At 40.4% G+C, this 21,512-nt stretch carries 18 protein-coding genes and 1 pseudogene; 3 read left to right on the top strand and 16 right to left on the bottom strand.

Features of this window, described 5'->3' with window-relative positions; genetic code table 11:
• Positions 1–133: 133 nt before the first annotated feature.
• The 4 genes from P7J49_RS07425 to P7J49_RS07410 form a co-directional block, all read right to left on the bottom strand.
• A complete protein-coding gene (locus P7J49_RS07425; protein WP_253212384.1) occupies positions 134–1,054 on the bottom strand; it encodes a hypothetical protein in 921 nt (306 codons plus the stop codon).
• 106 nt (positions 1,055–1,160) lie between these two features.
• Complete coding sequence (locus P7J49_RS07420) at positions 1,161–1,709, bottom strand: ECF-type riboflavin transporter substrate-binding protein (protein ID WP_408570304.1); 549 nt, start codon at positions 1,707–1,709, stop codon at positions 1,161–1,163.
• A 20-nt stretch (positions 1,710–1,729) separates the two neighbouring features.
• On the bottom strand, positions 1,730–2,578 hold the full coding sequence (locus P7J49_RS07415) for an S-adenosyl-l-methionine hydroxide adenosyltransferase family protein (protein WP_004194192.1): 849 nt from the start codon (positions 2,576–2,578) through the stop codon (positions 1,730–1,732).
• Positions 2,579–3,039: 461 nt separating this feature from the next.
• Positions 3,040–3,756 carry a YebC/PmpR family DNA-binding transcriptional regulator gene (locus P7J49_RS07410; RefSeq protein WP_024419089.1) on the bottom strand — a complete coding sequence of 239 codons (717 nt, stop codon included), beginning with the start codon at positions 3,754–3,756 and terminating at the stop codon, positions 3,040–3,042.
• A gap of 160 nt (positions 3,757–3,916) precedes the next feature.
• Here P7J49_RS07410 and P7J49_RS07405 point away from each other — a divergent pair, with 160 nt between their 5' ends.
• Both P7J49_RS07405 and P7J49_RS07400 read left to right on the top strand, forming a co-directional pair.
• Entirely contained in the window at positions 3,917–4,228 is a 312-nt protein-coding gene (locus P7J49_RS07405) for a PadR family transcriptional regulator (protein ID WP_029186817.1), read from the top strand.
• Positions 4,229–4,238: 10 nt separating this feature from the next.
• On the top strand, positions 4,239–4,865 hold the full coding sequence (locus P7J49_RS07400; protein ID WP_023369445.1) for a DUF2812 domain-containing protein: 627 nt from the start codon (positions 4,239–4,241) through the stop codon (positions 4,863–4,865).
• A 71-nt stretch (positions 4,866–4,936) separates the two neighbouring features.
• On the opposite strand, the gene P7J49_RS07395 is transcribed toward P7J49_RS07400, so the two are convergent.
• On the bottom strand, positions 4,937–7,105 hold the full coding sequence (locus P7J49_RS07395) for a PTS transporter subunit IIBC (protein ID WP_408570301.1): 2,169 nt from the start codon (positions 7,103–7,105) through the stop codon (positions 4,937–4,939).
• Positions 7,106–7,138: 33 nt separating this feature from the next.
• Complete coding sequence (locus tag P7J49_RS07390; RefSeq protein ID WP_408570299.1) at positions 7,139–7,930, bottom strand: endonuclease/exonuclease/phosphatase family protein; 792 nt, start codon at positions 7,928–7,930, stop codon at positions 7,139–7,141.
• A 196-nt stretch (positions 7,931–8,126) separates the two neighbouring features.
• Between P7J49_RS07390 and P7J49_RS07385 the strand changes: the two genes are divergently transcribed.
• Positions 8,127–8,834, top strand: a complete 708-nt coding sequence (locus tag P7J49_RS07385) for a UTRA domain-containing protein (protein WP_408570297.1) — start codon at positions 8,127–8,129, stop codon at positions 8,832–8,834.
• Positions 8,835–8,903: 69 nt separating this feature from the next.
• Here P7J49_RS07385 and glgP read toward each other — a convergent pair whose 3' ends face one another.
• The 10 genes and pseudogenes from glgP to P7J49_RS07335 all read right to left on the bottom strand — a co-directional run bounded on the left by glgP (position 8,904) and on the right by P7J49_RS07335 (position 21,430).
• Positions 8,904–11,168, bottom strand: coding sequence for a glycogen/starch/alpha-glucan family phosphorylase (gene glgP / locus P7J49_RS07380; protein WP_408570295.1), 2,265 nt, complete (start codon positions 11,166–11,168; stop codon positions 8,904–8,906).
• Positions 11,161–12,669: a 4-alpha-glucanotransferase gene (malQ, locus tag P7J49_RS07375; protein WP_024389575.1), complete on the bottom strand. Its 1,509-nt coding sequence runs from the start codon at positions 12,667–12,669 to the stop codon at positions 11,161–11,163. The genes glgP and malQ overlap by 8 nt, the downstream gene beginning before the upstream one ends.
• Positions 12,670–12,851: 182 nt before the next feature.
• On the bottom strand, positions 12,852–14,951 hold the full coding sequence (locus P7J49_RS07370; protein WP_408570293.1) for an ATP-dependent Clp protease ATP-binding subunit: 2,100 nt from the start codon (positions 14,949–14,951) through the stop codon (positions 12,852–12,854).
• A 539-nt stretch (positions 14,952–15,490) separates the two neighbouring features.
• Positions 15,491–15,901 (bottom strand): peptide deformylase, encoded by a 411-nt coding sequence (locus tag P7J49_RS07365; protein WP_408570291.1) that lies wholly within the window; start codon positions 15,899–15,901, stop codon positions 15,491–15,493.
• 29 nt (positions 15,902–15,930) lie between these two features.
• Positions 15,931–17,103 carry a peptidoglycan bridge formation glycyltransferase FemA/FemB family protein gene (locus tag P7J49_RS07360; RefSeq protein WP_408570290.1) on the bottom strand — a complete coding sequence of 391 codons (1,173 nt, stop codon included), beginning with the start codon at positions 17,101–17,103 and terminating at the stop codon, positions 15,931–15,933.
• Entirely contained in the window at positions 17,103–18,329 is a 1,227-nt protein-coding gene (locus tag P7J49_RS07355) for a peptidoglycan bridge formation glycyltransferase FemA/FemB family protein (RefSeq protein WP_408570288.1), read from the bottom strand. Before P7J49_RS07355 ends, P7J49_RS07360 begins: the two co-directional genes overlap by 1 nt.
• 224 nt (positions 18,330–18,553) lie before the next feature.
• Positions 18,554–19,272 (bottom strand): annotated as a pseudogene (locus tag P7J49_RS07350) (MerR family transcriptional regulator).
• 61 nt (positions 19,273–19,333) lie between these two features.
• Positions 19,334–19,774, bottom strand: a complete 441-nt coding sequence (locus P7J49_RS07345; protein ID WP_408570286.1) for a UPF0158 family protein — start codon at positions 19,772–19,774, stop codon at positions 19,334–19,336.
• A gap of 3 nt (positions 19,775–19,777) precedes the next feature.
• Positions 19,778–20,593: a hypothetical protein gene (locus P7J49_RS07340; protein WP_408570285.1), complete on the bottom strand. Its 816-nt coding sequence runs from the start codon at positions 20,591–20,593 to the stop codon at positions 19,778–19,780.
• Positions 20,594–20,596: 3 nt separating this feature from the next.
• Positions 20,597–21,430 (bottom strand): SWIM zinc finger domain-containing protein, encoded by an 834-nt coding sequence (locus tag P7J49_RS07335; RefSeq protein ID WP_408570283.1) that lies wholly within the window; start codon positions 21,428–21,430, stop codon positions 20,597–20,599.
• Positions 21,431–21,512: the final 82 nt, after the last annotated feature.

Here is a 21,512-nt window from a genome sequence, read left to right as displayed (position 1 = left end):
TTTAGCCCCTCAAAAGACAAAAATCTGAACTGAAAATTTAGAACCTCTATTCGCAGGTTCAGTGCTTATATGTAAAAAATACGGTAACATGGATGACATGCTACCGCATTTATTGAAGGTTCGCTATAACTTCTTAGTCGTCTAATTCTATTTTCAGCTGTCGGAGTTTTTCCAAGGTATCATGTCCGATAAGTTGGTCCACTTTTCGCTTATGGCGTCTAGCAATATTTTCCTTCCATTTATCTTCAATAGGATTATGTGGCTTCTCGATTTTCCTTTGCTCTTTGATTTCTCTTGCCTCCTGCCACTCCACTCCTTTAATAACTTCTTCCCAATAGCTGGCAATGGCAGAGCAGAGATAGAGTTGGACCTTATTCAACCAGTGTCCAAAAAAAGTTTGCGGAGCATTTTCCTCCACTAGCCGATAGGTCCTTTGGATTTCAATAAGTTGACTTTGATATTTTTCCCACTGGAGCATAGCTTTACTCGGCTTTTTTCGATAAAGTTGACGCTGTTTGATTAGAGCTATATACGGTGCAACAAAACGACTCGTCCGTATCTTGATAAAATTTCTGGAGGAGCGAATGGCCACCAGCATGCCTGAGGCCAATAGGCGTTCAACCTCCCTTGCCTGATGATCTGGAAAACGGTAATGGACTTGCCACCCCTCTTCTTCAACCACTAAGCGAATCTGCATCCTACCATTTTGCCAACTCGCCTCCACCTCTTGCTTTTCATCCCATAACTTTTGAAAAAAGAGAAGAAGGTAGTAGCCTTGCTTACTAAGTTCATACCAACTGTTCGTGTGGTAAAGGTAGGTCCGAATCGCTCCTTTCATATAAAATTCGCCATGGAAATCATAAAAAGTTGGCTGTTTATATGTAGATTGTGATGGGTGGTTACTAACTCGGAAAACCTTATAATAATAACTATTCCAAAGAATGCATCCATAAATTGATTTCGTCGTTTTCGATTGATAAAGACTTAAAACTTCCTCGTCAGGATTGAGTATAGAATGAATAATCGGTCCCAACTTTTCTTCTGTCCAGACCATACTTCTCCCCTTGAACACATGTTTTTGTTTGTTTTATATTATTATATCATATATGTATTTTTTTGTATTAAAAAACCCTAGAATTTTTTCTAGGGAAAATAAAAACTTAATCTTTAGACAAACTACCTGTCTTCGTTTGAGATTTTGCATAAACAGCCAAAAGGAGTGTCCCTGCAATAGCAACTGTAATACTGTTTGCAATACCTGCCACAAGTCCCTGTGCAAAGACCTTATTCGCTGCCTCACTGTAGATAAGAATATCTAAAACTGGGGCAATGACTCCCCAAGCAATGAGGTTAGCTACTGCTTGAAAAATATTGAAAGCAAAAATATCTTTTCCGTCAAAAATTCCTTCTTGAATACGCAGACGTTTTTTGGTAAGACCAACAACCAAACCAAAAACTGCTGAGGCTAGAACCCATGACCACCAAGGCGACCCACCTCGCAGCGCGTCTATAAAGGCATGACCAATAAGCCCTACAAAGAAACCAACAATTGGTCCAAAAACAATTGACAAGAGCGACTGAACTGCATACTGCAATTGAATGTAGGTATTTGGTACAAAGGTTGGAATACTAATCAGCAAACCAATAACCACAAAGAGGGCTGCGCCGATACCAGTAGCAACGACTGTTTTGATTGAATTATTTTTCATAACTATCTCCTAAAATTTCTTTAATTACTAATACGTTTGATTTCAATATGCCAGTTTTGACCTACACCGACATTATAAGCCTTGGCAAATGAGCCCTGATTAATCGCAACACCTACACGATAGAGGGAATTGATATAAATCAATGGTTGTCCAATGCGTACATCCGCAAAGGACTTGCCGTAGGTTACTTGGTTTTGATACACAAGCATGTCGTTATTGTATATGGTCACTTCAAAGCGATCTTCAAACTGCGGTTGCAAGGTGTAAAATTCTTCCCTCGTAATCGAGGTCCAAAGCGAGCCGAATCGAACATCTAGAATATCAATTGCACCTTTTACATAGTCCGAACCCACTTCCGTTGGGACAGTTGGAATTTCCACAATCTTATCCACGCTTAATTCTGGACCAACTTCTTCAAAGCTAATGTGTCCAGAAGCCAATTTAGCTCCCGTATAGGCATAAACATCTCGACCATGGAAGGTGTACGAATGTTCTGTATTGGCACGGCGATTGGCCACCTCTGAAATTTCTCGAACCGCCTTTATCCCCACATATTTTTTGATGAAGGATAGCGTCCCATTATCTGGCGTTACAATATAGTGATTTTGTTCGGTCAAAGCTACTACACTCTTACGTTTTGAACCAACTCCTGGGTCAACAACCGAAACAAATGTTGTCCCCTCCGGCCAGTATTCGACCGTTTGAAAGAGGCGATATGAACCCTCAAAGATATTGTACGGAGTAATATCATGAGTTAGATGGTGAACAACTAAATCTCTCGATTCTTGGAGAGCAACACCAATCATCGCTGAAACTGCACCATCAACTAAACCAAAATCTGATTGTAAAACAAGTAAATTATTTGACATAGCTCCTCCTAAAAATAATACCACTCTATCATATCAGAAAAGCTAGATGCTTTCAAATAGCTATTTCCTAAACAATGCTATAGTTTCGCCTTATAGCTAATTATTTTAGAACAACTTATTTACATCTTCAATCTGAACATTTTACAGTTGGTTATCATTTGGCAATCTGGCACTAAAAAATTTCCCAACGTCCGTTCTAATTCCCAATCTAGAGCTTACACTTTCATATTCATGCAAAGAATACCGCCTAACGGCAATTCCAATCTTCAACTTTTTAAGCCAAAAATTGTCCTTATGGACAGCTGAAAATAAAGAAAACCAGCTACCGCTGGTTCTCATTTCCAACCTTTTAATAAAAATGACTATTCCCCGGACTTTTGAGTATAAAGAAAACTGCCTACCGGCAGTTCCATTCTCCAACCTTTTAATATAAAAAAAGTGCTACTAGCACTTTTTTTATATTAAAACCCATCTACATTCGTGTAGATTTTTTGGACGTCTTCGTCGTCTTCGAGGGCGTCGTAGAGTTTTTCAAATGTTGCGAGGTCATCGCCTTCAAGTGATACTTCTGATTGTGGGATCATTTCAAGTTCAGTGACGTTGAACTCTTGGATTCCTGATTCTTTAAGTGCCACGATTGCCTTGTGCAAATCAGTTGGTGCTGTATAAACAGTGATTGTGCCTTCTTCTGCTTCTACATCATCAACTTCCACATCTGCTTCGAGGAGCAATTCAAAGATAGCATCTGCATCATCACCAGCAAAGACAACCACACCTTTTTTATCAAACATGAATGATACGGAACCAGATGCCCCCATGTTACCGCCGTTTTTACCAAAAGCAGAGCGCACGTTAGCTGCCGTACGGTTTACGTTTGATGTCAAGGTATCAACGATAATCATAGAACCATTTGGTCCAAAGCCTTCGTAACGACCTTCTACGAAAGTTTCGTCTGTATTTCCTTTCGCCTTGTCAATGGCCTTGTCAATGATGTGTTTTGGAACCTGCGCTTGCTTAGCACGGTCGATAACAAATTTCAGCGCTGAGTTTGTTTCTGGATCTGGGTCACCCTTTTTCGCTGCTACATAGATTTCAACACCAAATTTGGCGTAAACTTTTGAGTTAGCACCGTCTTTTGCGGTTTTCTTGGCTACAATATTGGCCCATTTACGTCCCATGGGGAACCTCCTACATTTTATAAAATCGCTTTATTATACCATAAATGGCAAGGATTGAGAAGATTTTTAAAATCTTCTTCACTATACAGTTGACATGTATAGTTTCCCGATATATAATATATAGTACAACTATACATTTGAATTACATAGGAGAAGCCAAATGAAAAGGAACAAGCATCTCCCCTTAACGGAGACAACCTACTATATTCTATTAGCCCTCTTGGAACCTGCCCATGGCTACCATATCATGCAAAAAGTAGAGGATATGAGTGATGGTGATGTGAAAATCGCTGCAGGAACCATGTATGGAGCGATTGAGAATCTTTTGAAACTAAAATGGATTTATTCCGTTCCAAGTTCCGATAAAAGAAGAAAAGTCTATCAAGTAACAGCAACGGGACAAGAGATTATTAAACTGGAAACACAACGTATTCAAAAACTACATCATATTGCCAAAGAATTAGGTTTTTAAGGAGGAAGCCATGATAAGACACAAATTATTCACCAGTTTACAAGAGGAAGAACATTGGATCAATTCGATTCAATCCGAAGGTTATCAGCTTGTCAAAGTAACTCCGTGGACAGCAGCCTATCATTTTGAAAAATGTAGTCGCCCCCCTCATCCCGTACGCCTTGATTTTCATGAACATATTGCAAAAGGAGAATATTCAAATTACCTCTCTCTATTTGAAGACTGTGGTTGGCAACCTATACAAGGTAGTCGTAGATGTGGCATCCATTATTTTCAACAAACAATCGAAACTTCAAGCACAGAAATTTTTTCTGATACCGAATCGAAAAAAGCATTCTATTCACGCTACCAAAATTATGCCTACTCCTATTTCGGATTATTTCTGACTTTATTTTTTATCCATTACCAAGTTGGACTCCAAAATGGATACACACTTTGGAATCCTAAATCCTGGTACCTAACTCCAGGGCTATGGGAACGAACTGGTACCAGTTTTTGGTTTGGTTTTCTCTTTGAAACCCCATTCGCATTGTTTAGAAGTGGCATTATTCCCTTATTTTTCCTTGCTTGGTCTATTTATTTCCTCCATATCGCTGAAAAAGGTAAAAAAGAAGCGAAGAAATTAGAAAAATACTGATGGCATACTATCCAAACGAAAAAGATTGAAAAGAGTTGACTGCAATCATCTTTTCAATCTTTTTTTACTTTTTACAACTCAACTGTCGCAACTTGGCTATCTTGACTGACTTGCCCAAGATTTTCAAGGCTGACAGATTTGATTTCTGCTGTGTTTGTGAAGGCAACAACGATGGTTGTTTCACGCCCTGCTGAGCGAATGGCTTCCAAATCTGCGACAAGGAGCAAATCCCCTGCTTCAACACGTTGACCATCTGTTACCTTAGTTGAGAATGGAGCACCGTTTAGTGCAACTGTATCTAGGCCGACGTGCACCAAGACTTCTACACCCTTGTCAGACAAAATCCCGACAGCGTGTTTGGTTGGGAAGACACTGGTTACGATACCTGAAACTGGTGCGTAAACATTGCCGGAGCTAGGCTCAACTGCATAACCGTCGCCCATCATTTTTTGTGAGAAGACTTGATCTTTCACTTCTGTGATGGCAATGGCTTGCCCTTCAGCAACAGAGTAAACTGTCTCCATCACACCTTTGAATTGTGCTTCCTCAACTACTGTTTCAGTCGCAACAATTTCCGTACGAGGGATGGCCACGCCAGATTCTAGCAAGTCTTGAATGTCTGATTTGAGAACATCTGCTTTTGGTCCATAGACTGCTTGAACACCTGAGTCTTTGATAATCAAGCCCATAGCACCAGCCTGTTTCCAAGCATTTTCATCTCCAACCTGTGTCACATCTTTAACACTAACGCGAAGACGAGTCATACAAGCATCCACATCTGCGATATTATCACGACCACCAAGCAAGTTGATGATTTGTACCACTTGTGAATTGGCATCTGCAGTATCTACGTTTGAGTTTGAAACCACATCCGTTGTTTCTGTATCATAGTTACCATTGCGTCCAGCTGTTGCTAGGTTGAATTTCTTAATCATAAAGTTGGCAATGAAGTACATACCAACCGCAAAGAGGGCTGTTACCCAGATAAAGTTAATAACATCCATACCGATACCAGCTTTAATCGCCATCGGTGTACGTGTAAGGAATTCGATATTACCAAATGAATGCATACGCAAATTGACAATATCCGCCATAGCAAAAGCAGCACCTTGTACAAAAGCATATACGACATAGAGCGGCATTGCTGCAAACATGAACATAAACTCAATTGGTTCTGTTACACCTGTCAAGAAAACGGCTGCAGCAGATGAAAGGAACATACCGCGGTATTTTTTCTTCTTATCCTCATCAACATTGCGGTACATAGCGTAAGTCAATCCCATCAAAATCCCTGATGAACCAATCATTTGACCAACCTTGAAACGGGCTGGAGTAATGTTTGCAAGCAAGTCATTGTACTGCGCCAAATCACCAGCATCCTTGAGGTTAATCAAGTCTGTAATCCAAGCCAACCAGAGCGGATCTTGACCAAATACTTGTGTACCTGCTTGAGCACCTGTCAAGATGTCATAGGTACCACCAAGTGACGTATAGTTCATTGGAATGGTCAACATGTGGTGCAAACCAAATGGAAGAAGCAAACGTTCCAAGGTACCATAAACAAAAGGTGCAAGAATTGGTGCTGTATCCTGTGAGCTCGCAATCCATTTACCAAAGCTATTGATTCCTGTTTGAACAACTGGCCAAAAGATTGCCAAACCAAGCGCTACAAGGACAGAACGATAGATGACAACAAACGGCACAAAGCGTTTGCCGTTAAAGAAGGTCAATACATCTGGCAACTTGCGATAGTTGTAGTATTTGTTGTAAGCAGTCGCCCCAACAAAACCAGCAATAATCCCTACAAAGACACCCATGTTCAAAGCAGGTTGACCCAAGATATTGACGAAGTAGCCTGAAACTGGAATCTCTGTTCCAAAAACAGTGGTTACGGTTGCCGCTGCATCTGCAAGCATGTCAGTCGTCACACCAAAGAAGTGACCTGTAATCAAGTTAATAAGGATGAAGGCAAGACCTGCTGAGAAGGCTCCACCAGCCTTTTCCTTAGCCCAGCTTCCACCGATTGCCAAGGCAAAGAGCAAGTGGAGGTTACCGATAATCCCCCAACCGATTTGGGCGATGATATTCCCGATACGAATCAAGAGTTCTGATTCTGGGCTGATTAACGGAATAGAGTTTCCGATAGAAACCATCAGACCTGCTGCAGGCATAACGGCGATCACGACCATTAAACACTTACCGAATTTTTGCCAAAATTCGAAACTAAGAAATTTTTTCATTTTTTCTCCTTTATTTTTTGGCTATGTGCCATTTTATACATTAATTTCAACTTCCACTCCGAAGTGGTCCGAGATAACCGGAAGATTGTCCCCATTGAAAATCACTAAGCTGGATAAAACTTCCTTTTTCTGATTTAAGAACACATAGTCCAGACGTTTTTCCTGACTATGCCCTGCCCATCCGTCAATGGCTTTTTCAACAGTGATACCTGCATCCTTTTCCTCTGCCAAATCATAACTATCATAAAGTCCAAGGTCCCTGATAGCTTGGTAGGCTTTGGGATTTGACAGGGCATCCGTATTGAAATCTCCCATTAGAATTTTCAAGTGCCCCGAACTTGTCCGTTCCACAATCGAGCGGATATTATCTAGCTGATTTTCTTCTTTACTGTCAGGAAGATTGATGTGACAAGAATACAGGTCGATCAATTCCTTCTCATACAAGACCGTCAAACCGATGATTTTTCTAGATAAGATTGATGTCAGGTCTTGGTGCTGACTACAGTAGAAGGCATCCACTTCGTAGACCGGTAATCTTGTGAGAAAGGCAATCCCTTCATCATACTTATCATAGCCGATATGAGAATTGGACCAAAAATAAGAATAGTCTGTCACTCCCAGCTCTGTCAGTTTTTCAAGCAAAACCAAACCATAATTGTCCTGGCGCAGTTCTCTGGTTACCAAGGGGCTTGTCATTAGCTGATTGACTTCTTGCAGGGCAATCACATCGTATTGCTTTTGAGCAATGGTCTGAGCAAGTATGTCCAACTTTTGGTCTTGATTTTCTTCGAACCAGGCATGGACATTGACTGTTAGTAATTTCATAGGTCTCCTTTCTTCATCGTATTCTAAAATAAAACGTTTCCGTATTTGTAAACTAATTGTAACGTAAACGTTTCCATTTGTCAACTCTTTTACGGAACAATTCAGTAACTTTTACGTAATTCTTTTAAAAAAACTATAAAACTGACGATTATTCCTAAATATGTTAAACTAGTGATAGAAGAGTTGAGGAGTCACCATGAGTAAATATAAAAAAGTCTACGCAGACATCAAGGAAAAAATTGAACAAAATATCTGGCAGGCCAATCAAGAGATGCCAACTGAAAATGAGCTAATGGACATCTACTCCTATTCCAAGGATACTATCCGCAAGGCACTATCGCTATTAGAAATGGATGGCTATATTCAAAAGCGTCAGGGGAGAAACTCGATTATCTTAGACCACAACCTGGTCAGAAAACCGTATGTGTCTGAATTGAAGACCGTTAGCGAACTCAACCGCTTTGCTCACCATCAAGTCCAGACCCAACTGACCAATCTCTACATCGTACAAGGCCAGCCAGAAGTCATGAAGGAATTGGAAGTGGATGAAAAGACAGATCTATACCGTGTCAGCCGCGTTCGGACTATTGATGGAGAACGATTAGAGTATGAGATTTCCTACTTTGACCGCAGGATTGTTCCCTATCTCAGCAAGGAAATCGCCGAAAGCTCGATTTATCAGTATCTAGAATCGGACCTGGGCTTAGGAATCTCTCATTCACGTCGGGAAATTTCCTTCCGCTTTGCTACGGAGGAAGAAAAATCCTTGCTGGATCTGGCTGGCTACGACATGGTGGTTTCCGTCACCAGTACCACCTATCTGGCAGACGGCCGTCCTTTTCAGTACGGAACCATCACCTATCGACCAGATAAGGTTACCTTTGTTTCAATGGCCGAACGGTAAAAAATGAAAAATACAAAAAAGAATGTTCCCACTCAGGAACATTCTTTTCAATTTAGGAGAGCAAAAGTATTAGTTTGAATGCCAAATATCTTGGTTGTACTGTTCAATAGTACGGTCAGATGAGAAGAATCCTGCTTTGGCGATGTTGTGAACAACTTTCTTGTTCCATGAATCTTGATCTTCGTAGTCTGCAAAGACTTGCTCTTTTACTTCGATGTATTCAGCCAAGTCAATCAAGGTCATGAACCAGTCTTTCGAAATCAATTCATGGTGCAAGCGACCTAGACGTTCTTCATTACCAAGTGCTTTTACCTCATCGCTAACGATAAAGTCAACTGCACGTTTGATATTAGCATCACCATTGTAGTAGTCCGCAGATACGTAACCAGCCTTGTCGTACAAGTCGATGATGGTATCTGAATCTTTACCAAATGTATAGATGTTGTCCATACCAGCCAACTCAGCAATCTCAACGTTGGCACCGTCCATGGTACCGAGTGTCAATGCACCGTTCAACATGAATTTCATGTTACCAGTACCTGACGCTTCTTTAGAAGCCAATGAGATTTGTTCTGAAATATCTGTCGCAGGAATGAGTTTTTCAGCAACCGTTACGTTGTAGTTTTCTACCAAGTGAACGTTGAGGTACTTGCTCACTTCTGGATCATTGTTGATCAACTCAGACAAGCAGAGAATCAAATGAATGATGTCTTGGGCAATCACGTAAGCTGGAGCTGCCTTACCACCGAAGATAACAGTGATTTTACGTTTTGGCAGGTTGCCGTTCTTGATTTCAAGATACTTGTGGATGACATACAAGGCATTCATTTGTTGGCGTTTGTACTCGTGGAAACGTTTGATCTGTGTATCGATGATAGAGTTTTCATCCAGCTCGATACCTTTGTTGTCTTTAAGGTAACGTTTAAGAGCCAATTTGTTGTTGTGTTTGATTTCAGCCAACTTAGCATGAACTTCTTTGTCATCAGCAAAGGCAAGCAATTTTTCAAGTTTAGTCGCATCTGTCAAGTATTCATCGCCAATCAATTCTTTGATGTAGTCAGCGAGGTCTTGGTTGGCAAATTCCAACCAACGGCGGAAAGTGATACCGTTTGTTTTATTGTTGAATTTTTCTGGGTAAAGCTCGTAGAAAGCTTTTAATTCAGAGTTTTTGAGGATTTCTGTGTGAAGCGCAGCTACACCGTTCACTGAGTTAGAGAAGTGGATATCCATGTGGGCCATGTGGACACGACCTGATTCATCAATGATTTGGACTGCTGGGTCTTTAATTTCTGCACGAATAAGGGCATCCAATTCTTTGATAATATCAACCAAGTGTGGCACCACTTCTTCAAGGAACTCAAGTGGCCATTTTTCAAGTGCTTCCGCCAAGATAGTGTGGTTTGTGTAACCAGTCATATTCTTAACAATCGCAACAGCTTCCGCAAATTCAATACCATGTTTTTCAGTCAAAAGACGGATCAACTCAGGAATCACCATTGATGGGTGAGTATCGTTGATTTGCACATAAGCGTAGTCAGCCAAGTCATGCAAGTTTGAACCGCGCTCAATTGCTTCATCAATCAAAAGTTGAGCAGCATTTGATACCATGAAGTATTGTTGGTAGATACGAAGCAATTCACCATTCTTATCAGAATCATCTGGGTACAAGAAGAGGGTCAAGTTTTCTTTAATGTCTGTCTTGTCAAATGAGATGCCATCTGTAATCAAGTCATAGTTGACAGACTCAATGTCAAACAAGTTAAGGTAGTTCTTAGTCTCTTTTTTATAGCCAAGAATATCAAGACGATCCAATTTCGATTTCAACGTGAAGTTTTTGAATGGAACATCATAGCTGATAGTTGTTGGAATCAACCAAGAATCATTTTCAATCCAGAAGTTTGGCTCTGCTTCTTGCTCATTTTTCTTAAATACTTGGCGGAAAAGACCACAGTGGTAGTTCAGACCAACACCTTCACCGTTGATAGCAAGTGTTGACATAGAATCAACGAAACATGAAGCCAGACGTCCCAAACCACCGTTACCAAGTGATGGTTCTGGTTCAACGTCTTCAACTTGAGCCAATGATTTACCAGCTGCTGCCAATTCTGCTTGAATGTCATTGTAAACACCCAAGTTGATCAAATTGTTTGACAAGAGTTTACCGATAAGGAACTCAGCTGAGATATAGTAAACTTTACGTTTTCCTGTGTTTTTTGGTTTTGTAGCTGCTACATCTTTTACGTAGTTTAACAATTGAAGATAGATTTCTTCATTTGTCAAATCAGCTAATTTCTTCGAAGTATTTGTTTCTGCAAATGTTGTAAATTTAGTCATGGTTTTCATTTCCTCGTTGGTATAGTAATGTCATTTTTGTCAAGAAGTCTTTGCGCTCTTGGGTCAAGTCTTCAGCTTTCATGCGCCATTCCCAGTTTCCACCGATAGTTGACGGCATATTCATTCGACTTTCTTCACCCAAGTCTAGGACGTCTTGCATGGTTGCAATAGCTGTATCACTCACTGTTGCAAACAGCATACGGAGCATAGCTTGGCTAACTTTTTCAATCGGCTTACGGTTGCTGTAGGCGTCCACGTATTCTTGTTGTTCTGGATCAAGATTGTTGTACCAGCCATTGACAACCTCATTATCGTGAGTTCCAGTGTAGGCAACTGAATTTGGAATGCAACGGTGTGGAGCATCGATACTCTTACCTGTTACATCAAAGAAACCAAATTCTAAGATTTTCATGCCTGGATAGCCACAATCTGCAAGCAATTTGCGAGCTTTAGCGTCAATGTTTCCAAGGTCTTCTGCAATGATTGGAAGGTCTCCAAGTGTTTCTTTGACAGCCTTGAAGAGATTGTAGCCAGGACCTGGTTCCCAGGTACCAACCTTAGCTACTTCTGCCTTACCATCAACTTGCCAGAAGTCTGAGAAACCTTTGAAATGGTCAATCCGAAGGACATCATAAAGTTTAAAACTTTCATGGATACGATAAATCCACCAGTTATAGCCTGTTTTTTCATGTTCTGCCCAATCGTAAATAGGATTTCCCCATAATTGACCATCTGCCGAGAAGTTATCAGCTGGTACACCTGCTACATAAAGCGGCTTGCGTTCACTGTCCAATTTGAATAGTTGGGGTTTTGTCCACACTTCAACGCTATCAGCAGAAACATAGATTGGCATGTCTCCGATGATTTTGATGTGGTGTTTGTTGGCATATTCTTTCAATTGTTTCCATTGGCTGAAGAAGAAATACTGTGTGACTTTGTAGTAGTCGATTTGATTTGCCAATTCTAAGCGGTACTTATCAAGAGCTTCCTCGTTGCGAGCTACAACTTTTTTATCTTCCCATTCTTGGAGAGCTTTATTACCAAAGTATTCCTTGATAGCCATGAACTCCGCATAATCTGTCAACCAAGATGAGTTAGCCTTTTCAAACTCTAGAAAAGCAGCTTTCTTCTTATCATCTTGTAAAAATGCTTGAACTGCCTTCTCCAAAATTGGTCGGCGAACTTGATAGATAAGAGCATAGTCTACTTTTTCAGGATTATCTCCAAAATTTACATCTTGGAAATCTTCTGTTGCCAATAAGCCATCTTCAACCAAGAGGTCAAAGTCTATCAAGTGTGTATTTCCTGCAATAGCAGAGAAAGACTGGTAAGGAGAATCTCCATAGCTTGTAGTTGTTAGTGGTAAAATCTGCCAGTAGGTTTGCTTGGTTTCCACCAAGAAATCTACAAAATCATAGGCAGACTGTCCAAAAGTACCAATACCAAACTTACCTGGAAGTGAGGTAATATGCATCAAAATTCCACTGGTACGATTTGTCATAAAAACGTTTTCCTTTCTGTCGGTTACGAATATAGTTTAACGCAAACGTTTGCACTTGTCAAGGATTTTATAAAAAAAGTTTCAATATGCTCTAAAAAGCCTATTTTATAGCATTTGTTAGCGGATAACAAAAAAGAAAAAATCAGATATTTCTATCCGATTTTCCGAATTCTTCACTATTTTTAAGCAAAGCTTTGCTCTTTTATTTGGATGCTTCCATCAACCATATCCGCTTCCAGATATTTGACATCAACATGATCCAAATAGTAATCTGTTACCTTGTCTCGAATCTGATTTTCAATCACACGGCGCAGAGGACGGGCTCCCATGGCCTGGTCATAGCCTTCTTCCATCAAGAATTCTTTGGCAGCTTCCGTTACCATTAATTGGATGCCTTTCTTCGCCAGGGTATTATTGACCTGAGCCAAGAGTAATTCTACAATGGCTTTGAGATCATCTTTATCCAAGTGCTTGAATTCGATAACTGCGTTAAAACGATTAAGGAACTCCGGACGGAAGAATGGTGCGATGCGGTCCATGATGTCTTGATTTTCTTCACCTTCTGCCATTCCATAACCAAAACCTGCATTAGAAGTCGCGATAATAATGGTATTTTTAAAGTTAACTTGGTTGCCCTGTCCATCAGTCAAATGCCCATCATCTAGCACTTGCAAGAGAAGGGTAATCACTTGTGGGTCTGCCTTTTCAATCTCATCCAAGAGGACAATGGAGTACGGATTGCGGCGGACGCGCTCGGTAAGAGTATGGGAATTGTCATCGTAGCCAATGTAGCCAGCTGTGGTACCGATCAGCTTGGAAACAGCTGTCCGATCGCTGTATTCAGACATATCCAAACGAATAATGGCATCCTTGTTACCAAACAAGTCTAGCGCTAACTGTTTTGCCAGCTCTGTCTTACCTACACCTGTCGGACCGACAAAGAGGAAGGAACCAATCGGACGGTTGCCGTCATCAAAACCTGCACGATTCCGACGAATGGCACGAGATACAGCTTCTACCGCATCGTCTTGACCGATAACCTTAGCTGCCAGACGATTTTTCAATTCCTTGAGTCGTTCAATGTCAGAAGCTCCCATTTGAGAGACTGGAATTCCTGTCATCCGCTCAACCGCCTGAGCCACATCATTAACAGTCGCAACAACTTTTTGACTTTCGGTATGGTTGTCAATCTGTTTTTGTAGCTTATCAATGCGGACCTTTTCATTCAAGGCTCTTTCGTAGTCTTCTTTTTCTGCTGCTTCCAACTGCAACTGTTTTGCCTCAGCCATTTCTGCTTCTAAGGTCTGAATATCTGTCACAGGATGTTGTGCAGCCAAGTGTGCAGCAGTCACATCGATTAAGTCAATAGCCTTATCAGGCAAGCTACGTTGTGGAATATATTGGACGGAATAATCAACCGCAGCTCTCAAAACCTCATCTGGCAATTCAATATTGTGATGAGCTTCGTAGAGCGGTTTGATCCCTTTCAAAATCTGGTAGGTGTCTTCTGCGGACGGAGCATTAACCTTGACTTCATTGAAACGACGAGCCAGTGCAGCATTCTTGTGAATAGTATTGCGGTATTCGTCCTGTGTAGTCGCACCGATAACAGTTAACTCTCCACGGGAAAGAGCTGGTTTGAGAATATCTGCCAAGCCCTTGGAACCTGAGTCTCCACCAGTGCTACCAGCTCCCAAAATCTGATGAATCTCATCAAAGAAGAGAATGATATTGCCAGCTTTTTTGACTTCATCCACAAGATTTTGGACATTTTCTTCAAAAGCTCCACGATACTGAGTCCCAGCTTCCAAGCCTGAAATGTCGATGGAAATGATTTCCTTGTTCTTAATGGCTGCTGGTACATCACCATTGACAATAGCTTGAGCCAAGCCTTCTACTACCGCAGTTTTACCAACACCCGCATCACCGACCAGAACAGGATTATTCTTGGTACGGCGAGCCAGAATTTCAGATGTTTCTTGAATTTCCTTGTTTCGTCCAATGACTGGATCTAACTTCCCTTCACGCGCATCTTGTGTCAAATTGCGACCAAGTTTTGCCAGAATTCCGTCTGACTTTATCTGACCTTTAGCCTGTGTTTGAGCCACTTCTTCTGTCTGTGGCAGGCGACCAGTCTGACGGTAAATGGCAAATTCCTCCGGTGTTACTTCACGCCCATTGATAGAATAACGGCGACGCTCTGTACTATAGCCACCCATGTTGCCCATGAGTTGATTGAAAATATCATCCATATTGTTAAAGTTATTGAAATTGTTGTTCATCGTTTTTACCTCGTTTATATTTTTATTTTTTGACTTTTACTGACCTTTATTTTAAAAAAATTGATATAGTCTTTTAGTTTGCTTTTAGTACTAGGCAACGAGCTGAAGGCAGTACTGAAGTACGGCAAAGCGAGTTAACGCAGTAATAAAAGATAAACTAAATGACGCTAATAGGGTATAATCCTGTCTTTCATCCCAACCTCCTTAGAAGTTTGTCTTTTACTGACCAATAGGTTCAAGAGTAAGTCAAACTGTTCTCGTTTGACCTAAACTGACCTTTTGTTCAAAGAATTCGTAAGGTCCTTTACCTTACGAATCTTATTTTACACCATTGGTCAGTAAAAGTCAATAGTTTTGTTTGACCTTTTTTGACTTTTATACAAAAAATCTACCTGACGGTAGATTTGGTATAGTCGAGTGAATTAGAAACGGGACACATCTAAGTTTGTCAATTTGAGAGCTCTAAAGTTATTTTAGGAGTGGGTTATTAACACTATAACTTAAAATCGTCCTTTTTCTAATTCAAACTGCTGTAGCTACTAGATGATAATCCCTTCCAAATGATCTAGTTCATGCTGGACAATTTGAGCTTGAAAATCTGTCAGCTTTAGGCTCTGCTTTTTCCATGAAGCATCGAAAAACTCCACTTCAATCTCCTGATAGCGTGTCGTCGGGCGAGTACCTTCGAGCGACAGACAGCCCTCCTCAGTCTGATAGGGCTTGGCCTTGCTGATGAGGATTGGATTATACATGACCAGGTTGGTAAAACCCATGCTGACGATGATAATCCGCTTTTTAATACCAATCATATTGGCTGCCATACCCACGCAGGCATGAGCGTTGGCTGCTAACGTATCCTGCAAGTCCTGACCGACCTGCACGTCTAGCGGAGTTGCAGGTTCAGACTTCTGCTGCAAGAAGAAAATATCTTTCATAATAGGTTGAATCATGGGAACCTCTTTCGATAAAGTATATAGTATTATTTTACTATTTTTTTGATAATTTGAATTATTTTATGCTTTATCGGATGAGGATAGTAACGAAAAGTACCAGCTTTTCTCAAAATATACCCATTAAAGTTCTGTTTAAACCGAAGAACACCGTCTGAGTTGTCGAATATCCCTTGAATACCAAGGAAATTATAACGCTTAAGATTTCGTTTTATTGCACGTTGCATCGCCTCATATTGAAGTAAGAAAGGTGCAGATAGGCTTTGAAACTCTGAATATGAGCCACCAAAAAGATAAGTTGCCTCGTTCACATCATAAATTATCAGTGCACATGCCAAAAAAATAGGAGCTGTCTGAGTTTGATTTAAAATATTTTGAACCACCTCCTGTTTTTTCAACAATTTCTGTACCTGCTGTGCATACTGTTTTGAATTTCTATCACTTGTTTCTATTTCCTTTTCAATTTGCTTTAGACTGGCTTTCGGGTCAAGTTCTGCAACTAAAAAATCTGCCTGTGTACCAAAGCTTTCAAAAAGACTGTTATAGTAACCACTATCTCTATCTTCAAAGCCTTGTCTAGCTCCAGTTTCCTCAATTATTTTTTTGAAATCTGAAAGCTCCTTATGATTGATACTACGAATCCTGATACCGTAACTTTCTGAATTTTTTATGTTTCGTTTACTATTTTTATTGTAGGATTGCAATAACGACGTTGTTGAATACCCTTGCAAATCCTTCACATAATGCCAAACAGGCTCTCCATTTGGATAACCTATTTGTAAGCCATCATGTTTAAATCCAACTTGCACCATCTTCTCAATTAGTTGAGTATCTACTTCACTCATTGGATTCCCTACACTATCAAAGAGTTGATAGACTTGGGAAGGCTTGACCACCAATTCAAGTACGCCTTCACGCTTCGCATAGTTTGTTAAAGATTGATAAAATTCCTCTAAATAAGCATCATCGGTAACCAGCGGTCCAGAATTCAATTCCATATACAAACCACCTGCCATCTTCTTACAGAAAAGCAAAGTAGAAATAACGATTTCTGATTGTGAATTTTTAAAACCAACATAGCGAACATCATATCCTCGCTTGGATAGTAATCCAGCCATCTCAATAGATTGAAAAAATGATTTTTCATTTACTTGTTCACAATGCTTTAAAAATTCTTCTTTAGCTATTTGACAAAAAGCCATTATTTTTTCTTCCTTAATTTTTTTCTAATTTCCAGTAAAACTTGAAAAATCTTATATAATATTGGCGAAACAATCAAGTCGAATTCCCCAATATACTCTTCTACTACTGGATTCAAATGTGATTTAAAGTGATAAAGGCCTCCGTCTAAAGTTGGCTCTATTCCTCCTAAATTTTGCCATTTCACACCTCGTTCGAAAGCATACTTTGCTGTCTCCACCCATGTTAATAAAGCAGGCTGATAATGTTTAAACTTTTCATCCATACCAGCATAGATATTTTCAGATGTTCCTGCAAAATCAATTGTCAAAGTACCAGCCAATGGAACTAACTTACTCCCGTTACGAATCAGAGAATTTATCATTTCTAATTCTGTATTTATTCTTCGGGTTTCTTTTTTATAATTTTCAATCTTCGATTGTCTTGTAGTGAAGGTGAAAGTCTTGGCTTCTTTTACTAATTTTTCTTCAAGATAAGATAACTGTTCATATCTCTTTGCTAAATCCAAATAGGCAACTACAATATAAGAATTTTCTGGATAGGCATTCAATATTTTTTGATAATACTCTCTCCCCCGCAAGCGAATAGATTTGCGCTCCTCAGTCTTTTTTAATAGCTCTGAAAAATCTCTTAACAATTCCTCACGACCAATTCGAATCTCAATACCTTTATTACGCGCCGAGCGAATATTTTGTCGAACTCGTTTATTTAGTGATTCCTCTGAGAAGGATTCGCTATATAATACTGCATGACAAGTAGGTTGGATTGTAGCCGACATGGTCTGCACTCGACCAGACCAAATACCTCCCAAATCAACAATCCTATCTTTGACGGCAAGTACATTTAATTCTTCTTCCCTATCTCCTGTTATAGTTTTACTAGATAGTCGAATAAATGGATCGAATTTTATAACAACACTGCGTTCTCGGAGGGCAAATTCTTTAATGGACTTAAATACAAATGATACTAATTCAGCATCTTCATAATCCATTACAGGACCTCTTGGTATATAAATCATCGTAAAACCAAATGGTACTACCAACCTTCTGATAAGAAGAGAAGCAACTGCCACTAATTTCCCATCTTTAAAAAAGCCTAGTCTCTCATTTCGCCACTCACTTTTTACGGTTGCCCACTGACTGCTCTGCAAGAGATTGACTTGGGGAGATTGTTTGAGGAAGCCATCGTGCTCTACCTCAGAAATACCAATTTTATATGTATAAACCATGATTACTCGACCTTCTATTCCAAACGACCGTGTGAGAGCCAAGCATAAAGAGCCCTTACTTTGCAATTTATGTAGCTTTTTCGTTATCATCTAGAAATTGTTGCTGATTAGAAGGGCTTGGCCGATAGGTCAAGCCCTGATATACTTAGTATATCAGCGGTTTTGTCAAGTATTTTGTCCTGTTTTCAGTAAAAAAAGCCTAGTTTTCACTAGACTTTTCTTATTTATTTTCCACAATAAATCGCAATCGCTTGGCTGACAAAGGCTGCTGTTCCTTCTCCTCCCACTTGATCAATAAATTGAGTAAACCGGTTATCTTCAATATACATTTGTCCTAGACTTGCTAGAATTTCATTGGTACAATTATAAAAATTCTCACTAATATAAGCTTTAAGAACCTCTACTTGTTTCTGAACTTTAGAATCATCAGCTGATAATTTTTTCAATTATCCAAATTCCATCATGATACCAGACATTTCTGCACTTATCTGAGCAAACCCTTCCTGATTCGTCTTAGCAGAAAATTCCTGAAAAGCTGTGGTATTCCCCCATCTTTCTTTAGCTTCCTCCTGGAAAGCCAACAAATCTGACTTATCAAACACTTCAAAATTCATGTAATTTTCTCCCTTCTGCTGTAAAGACTTGGCATGCTTTATGACTTTTTCCAAGTGTTTCTTTTTCAACTCCAGTAATCTAATCTGGTCTTTCAAAGCCGCTTCTCTGTCATACGCCGCATTCCCTACAATTTTTTTATTTCTTTGAGAGGAAATTCCAATTCACGAAAAAGTAAGATTTCTTGCAACTTTTCAAACGCCTCATTATCATAATAACGATATCCGTTTTCCGCAATAAAACTAGGTGTCAGCAAATTTATTTCATCGTAATAATGAAGTGTGCGCACACTGACACCTGAAAGCTGACTCATTTCCTTCACTGTTTTCATGGAAAATCTCCTCTCTATGATTAGTATAAGGGGTAACGTAAGGTGAGAGTCAAGGGAAATATTACATTTTTTTCAGCCGGTTATCCACAATAGCAATCTTATTTTCCTGGCACCAGTCCAGTACAAGTTCTTTGTAACATTGTGTTTCAAAGGCATACCATTCTTCCAAACGGTCACATCTCTCTAACTCATTCTTAAAACGTCTAAAAGCACCGCGCCCTCGAATAGCTCGAGATAGATGGCCAGACAAGTCTCCATCTGTCAAATCAGAAATATAGAGCTCCATGAATGTGTAGGTATTGAAGTCATAATAGGTCGGCAGCCTTACAAACCGTCCCATGACATCCTCCTCAATCTCTTCTTCTAAACCTTCACGGGATTCAAGTCTGAACTCCCCAACAGACAGGTAGACTAATTCGTCTAGGTGGCTATCATAATAGTACCTGTCACCTTGATCCAGCATCTGCAACGAATCAATCACATCTTGAAACCAAACTGCCATATCCTACCACCTCACTGCATCTAATTCCTCTATCATGGCTTTACGTCGCGGATACTGGACTTTCCACGAGGTGCGAAGACTTGCACTCACCACTTTTCCATCAGGTAAACCTGCAATTTTTACCAAATACCCTGCCAACTGACGATAGCGGCTTCGACTACTAGCCACATCCATCTGCTGACAAAGAGCTTGAGCGTAGGCATCTCGTAATTGCTCAGGCAGTTTCTCTGATAAATAGTCTTCAAATCGATCCAAATTTTCTAAGAACCAGTAACTTGCTGTAATGCGGTCCAATAATTCCTGCGGTCGGTCTGCCAATTGCAACAATTTCAACTGCTGCGACTGGAAACGACCATCCTCCAGCAAATCATCTAAGTAGCTCTGCCATTCTTCCCTAGAAACATAGTCCCGCAACTCCTCTACCAGCTCCAAATCAGTATCACCAGCGGAGAAAATCATCTCCAGCAATTCTTCTCTGACCTTGTCATCCTGCCCCTGAGACCGGTAGATGTCCCGTAACTGCTGGCTATAATCCGACACCAGTCCCCTATACTGGGCATCCAGGCGCTTACTTTCCTGCAAGAGTTGAACTGCACGATCTAGATGCTGATTTGCTACAGCCTGGGCAATGGCTAGTTTACGGAGTCCAGCCACCTCCCAATGATTGGCCTGGAAGGTCAACAAGTCTGCCTCACTAGAGTCCAACTGAACCAACAACCTGTAACAGAGCAAGGCAAATCGATCACGACGGAATTTCCATGACCAAGAGGACTTGTCTCCTTCTTCTATCGCCTGCAAGACCGCTTGAAAATAGGTCAATTTCTACTCAAAGAAATGTTCTTCTTGAAACTCTGTTTCTACAAATTCCATGAGAAGGTCTTCTGCAACCTCATAGCCACTTAGCTTTTCTAAGCACCAATCTAGTAATTCTTGGACAATCTTATCCGGAGCTACAGTCACTAAATGCTGCCAGTAACCAGCAAGTCTATACAGCAGACTACCAGTCGTTCCATTGGAATCATCCAACTCCTGCCGGCAAATCTGATGGTAAAAGGCATCTGATATAGCCAAGAAATTTGCATACTCACACCTATCCAGTAAAGGCTGGAGATACTGATGCATGGCCTTTTCCACGGCTCGTTCGTAATCCCTAGTCTGCCTATACTCGATATAGCCCGTACGCCTGTCCTCAAAGGGACGGCCGAGGTCTCTGATTTCCTTTTTCACATTTTCCACTTGCTGAGAAGTTAGCTGGGCAGAGAAACGCAGTTGTAGCCGATTGGCTAGTTCCCTATCTTCTTGGGCTAATTCAAGAACAACAGCCCGTAGTTGCTCAACTGTCAGTTTATCCAGGAGCTGGGCAAGTGACACATCTTTGCCCTCAAGAGCTGGCTGGCTATCTAATTCAGAAATAGCAAACAAGACTGCTGCCATATGCTTGCAGTGGTTCATTTCTTGAGCATATGGACACTCACACCACATATTGACCAGCTGACCGTGCTCAAAGCTAATCTCCACCTCATAGACTTGACCACCAATAACGTGTGCATTGTAGCCATCACTGGTCTTTTGAAGCCCTTGAACAGCATCGTCTAAAAATAAACTGCAACCCCTATCTACAATGTAAGGCTTAAAATAGTCCATCCAATTTTCCATGATTTATTTCCTTTGATTTTGCTACTTAAATTATACAAAAAAAATAGGAAGGTTTTCAAGTCAACGACAAAAACTTCCCATT

Source organism: Streptococcus suis (genome assembly GCF_046032515.1).
GTDB lineage: Bacteria > Bacillota > Bacilli > Lactobacillales > Streptococcaceae > Streptococcus > Streptococcus suis_AL.
The sequence above is the reverse complement of the archived record's forward strand: the minus strand, read 5'-3'. Positions and strand labels throughout refer to the sequence as shown.

Bases quoted from the DNA above. Each gene is read 5' to 3' on its own strand.
- P7J49_RS07420 (WP_408570304.1), bottom strand. From the start codon at position 1,709: ATGAAAAATAATTCAATCAAAACAGTCGTTGCTACTGGTATCGGCGCA.
- P7J49_RS07370 (WP_408570293.1), bottom strand. From the start codon at position 14,951: ATGAACAACAATTTCAATAACTTTAACAATATGGATGATATTTTCAAT.
- P7J49_RS07400 (WP_023369445.1), top strand. From the start codon at position 4,239: ATGATAAGACACAAATTATTCACCAGTTTACAAGAGGAAGAACATTGG.
- P7J49_RS07405 (WP_029186817.1), top strand. From the start codon at position 3,917: ATGAAAAGGAACAAGCATCTCCCCTTAACGGAGACAACCTACTATATT.
- P7J49_RS07360 (WP_408570290.1), bottom strand. From the start codon at position 17,103: ATGGCTTTTTGTCAAATAGCTAAAGAAGAATTTTTAAAGCATTGTGAA.
- P7J49_RS07410 (WP_024419089.1), bottom strand. From the start codon at position 3,756: ATGGGACGTAAATGGGCCAATATTGTAGCCAAGAAAACCGCAAAAGAC.
- P7J49_RS07335 (WP_408570283.1), bottom strand. From the start codon at position 21,430: ATGGAAAATTGGATGGACTATTTTAAGCCTTACATTGTAGATAGGGGT.
- P7J49_RS07345 (WP_408570286.1), bottom strand. From the start codon at position 19,774: ATGGCAGTTTGGTTTCAAGATGTGATTGATTCGTTGCAGATGCTGGAT.
- P7J49_RS07390 (WP_408570299.1), bottom strand. From the start codon at position 7,930: ATGAAATTACTAACAGTCAATGTCCATGCCTGGTTCGAAGAAAATCAA.
- P7J49_RS07385 (WP_408570297.1), top strand. From the start codon at position 8,127: ATGAGTAAATATAAAAAAGTCTACGCAGACATCAAGGAAAAAATTGAA.
- P7J49_RS07425 (WP_253212384.1), bottom strand. From the start codon at position 1,054: ATGGTCTGGACAGAAGAAAAGTTGGGACCGATTATTCATTCTATACTC.
- P7J49_RS07365 (WP_408570291.1), bottom strand. From the start codon at position 15,901: ATGATTCAACCTATTATGAAAGATATTTTCTTCTTGCAGCAGAAGTCT.
- malQ (WP_024389575.1), bottom strand. From the start codon at position 12,669: ATGACAAATCGTACCAGTGGAATTTTGATGCATATTACCTCACTTCCA.
- glgP (WP_408570295.1), bottom strand. From the start codon at position 11,168: ATGACTAAATTTACAACATTTGCAGAAACAAATACTTCGAAGAAATTA.
- P7J49_RS07415 (WP_004194192.1), bottom strand. From the start codon at position 2,578: ATGTCAAATAATTTACTTGTTTTACAATCAGATTTTGGTTTAGTTGAT.
- P7J49_RS07355 (WP_408570288.1), bottom strand. From the start codon at position 18,329: ATGGTTTATACATATAAAATTGGTATTTCTGAGGTAGAGCACGATGGC.
- P7J49_RS07395 (WP_408570301.1), bottom strand. From the start codon at position 7,105: ATGAAAAAATTTCTTAGTTTCGAATTTTGGCAAAAATTCGGTAAGTGT.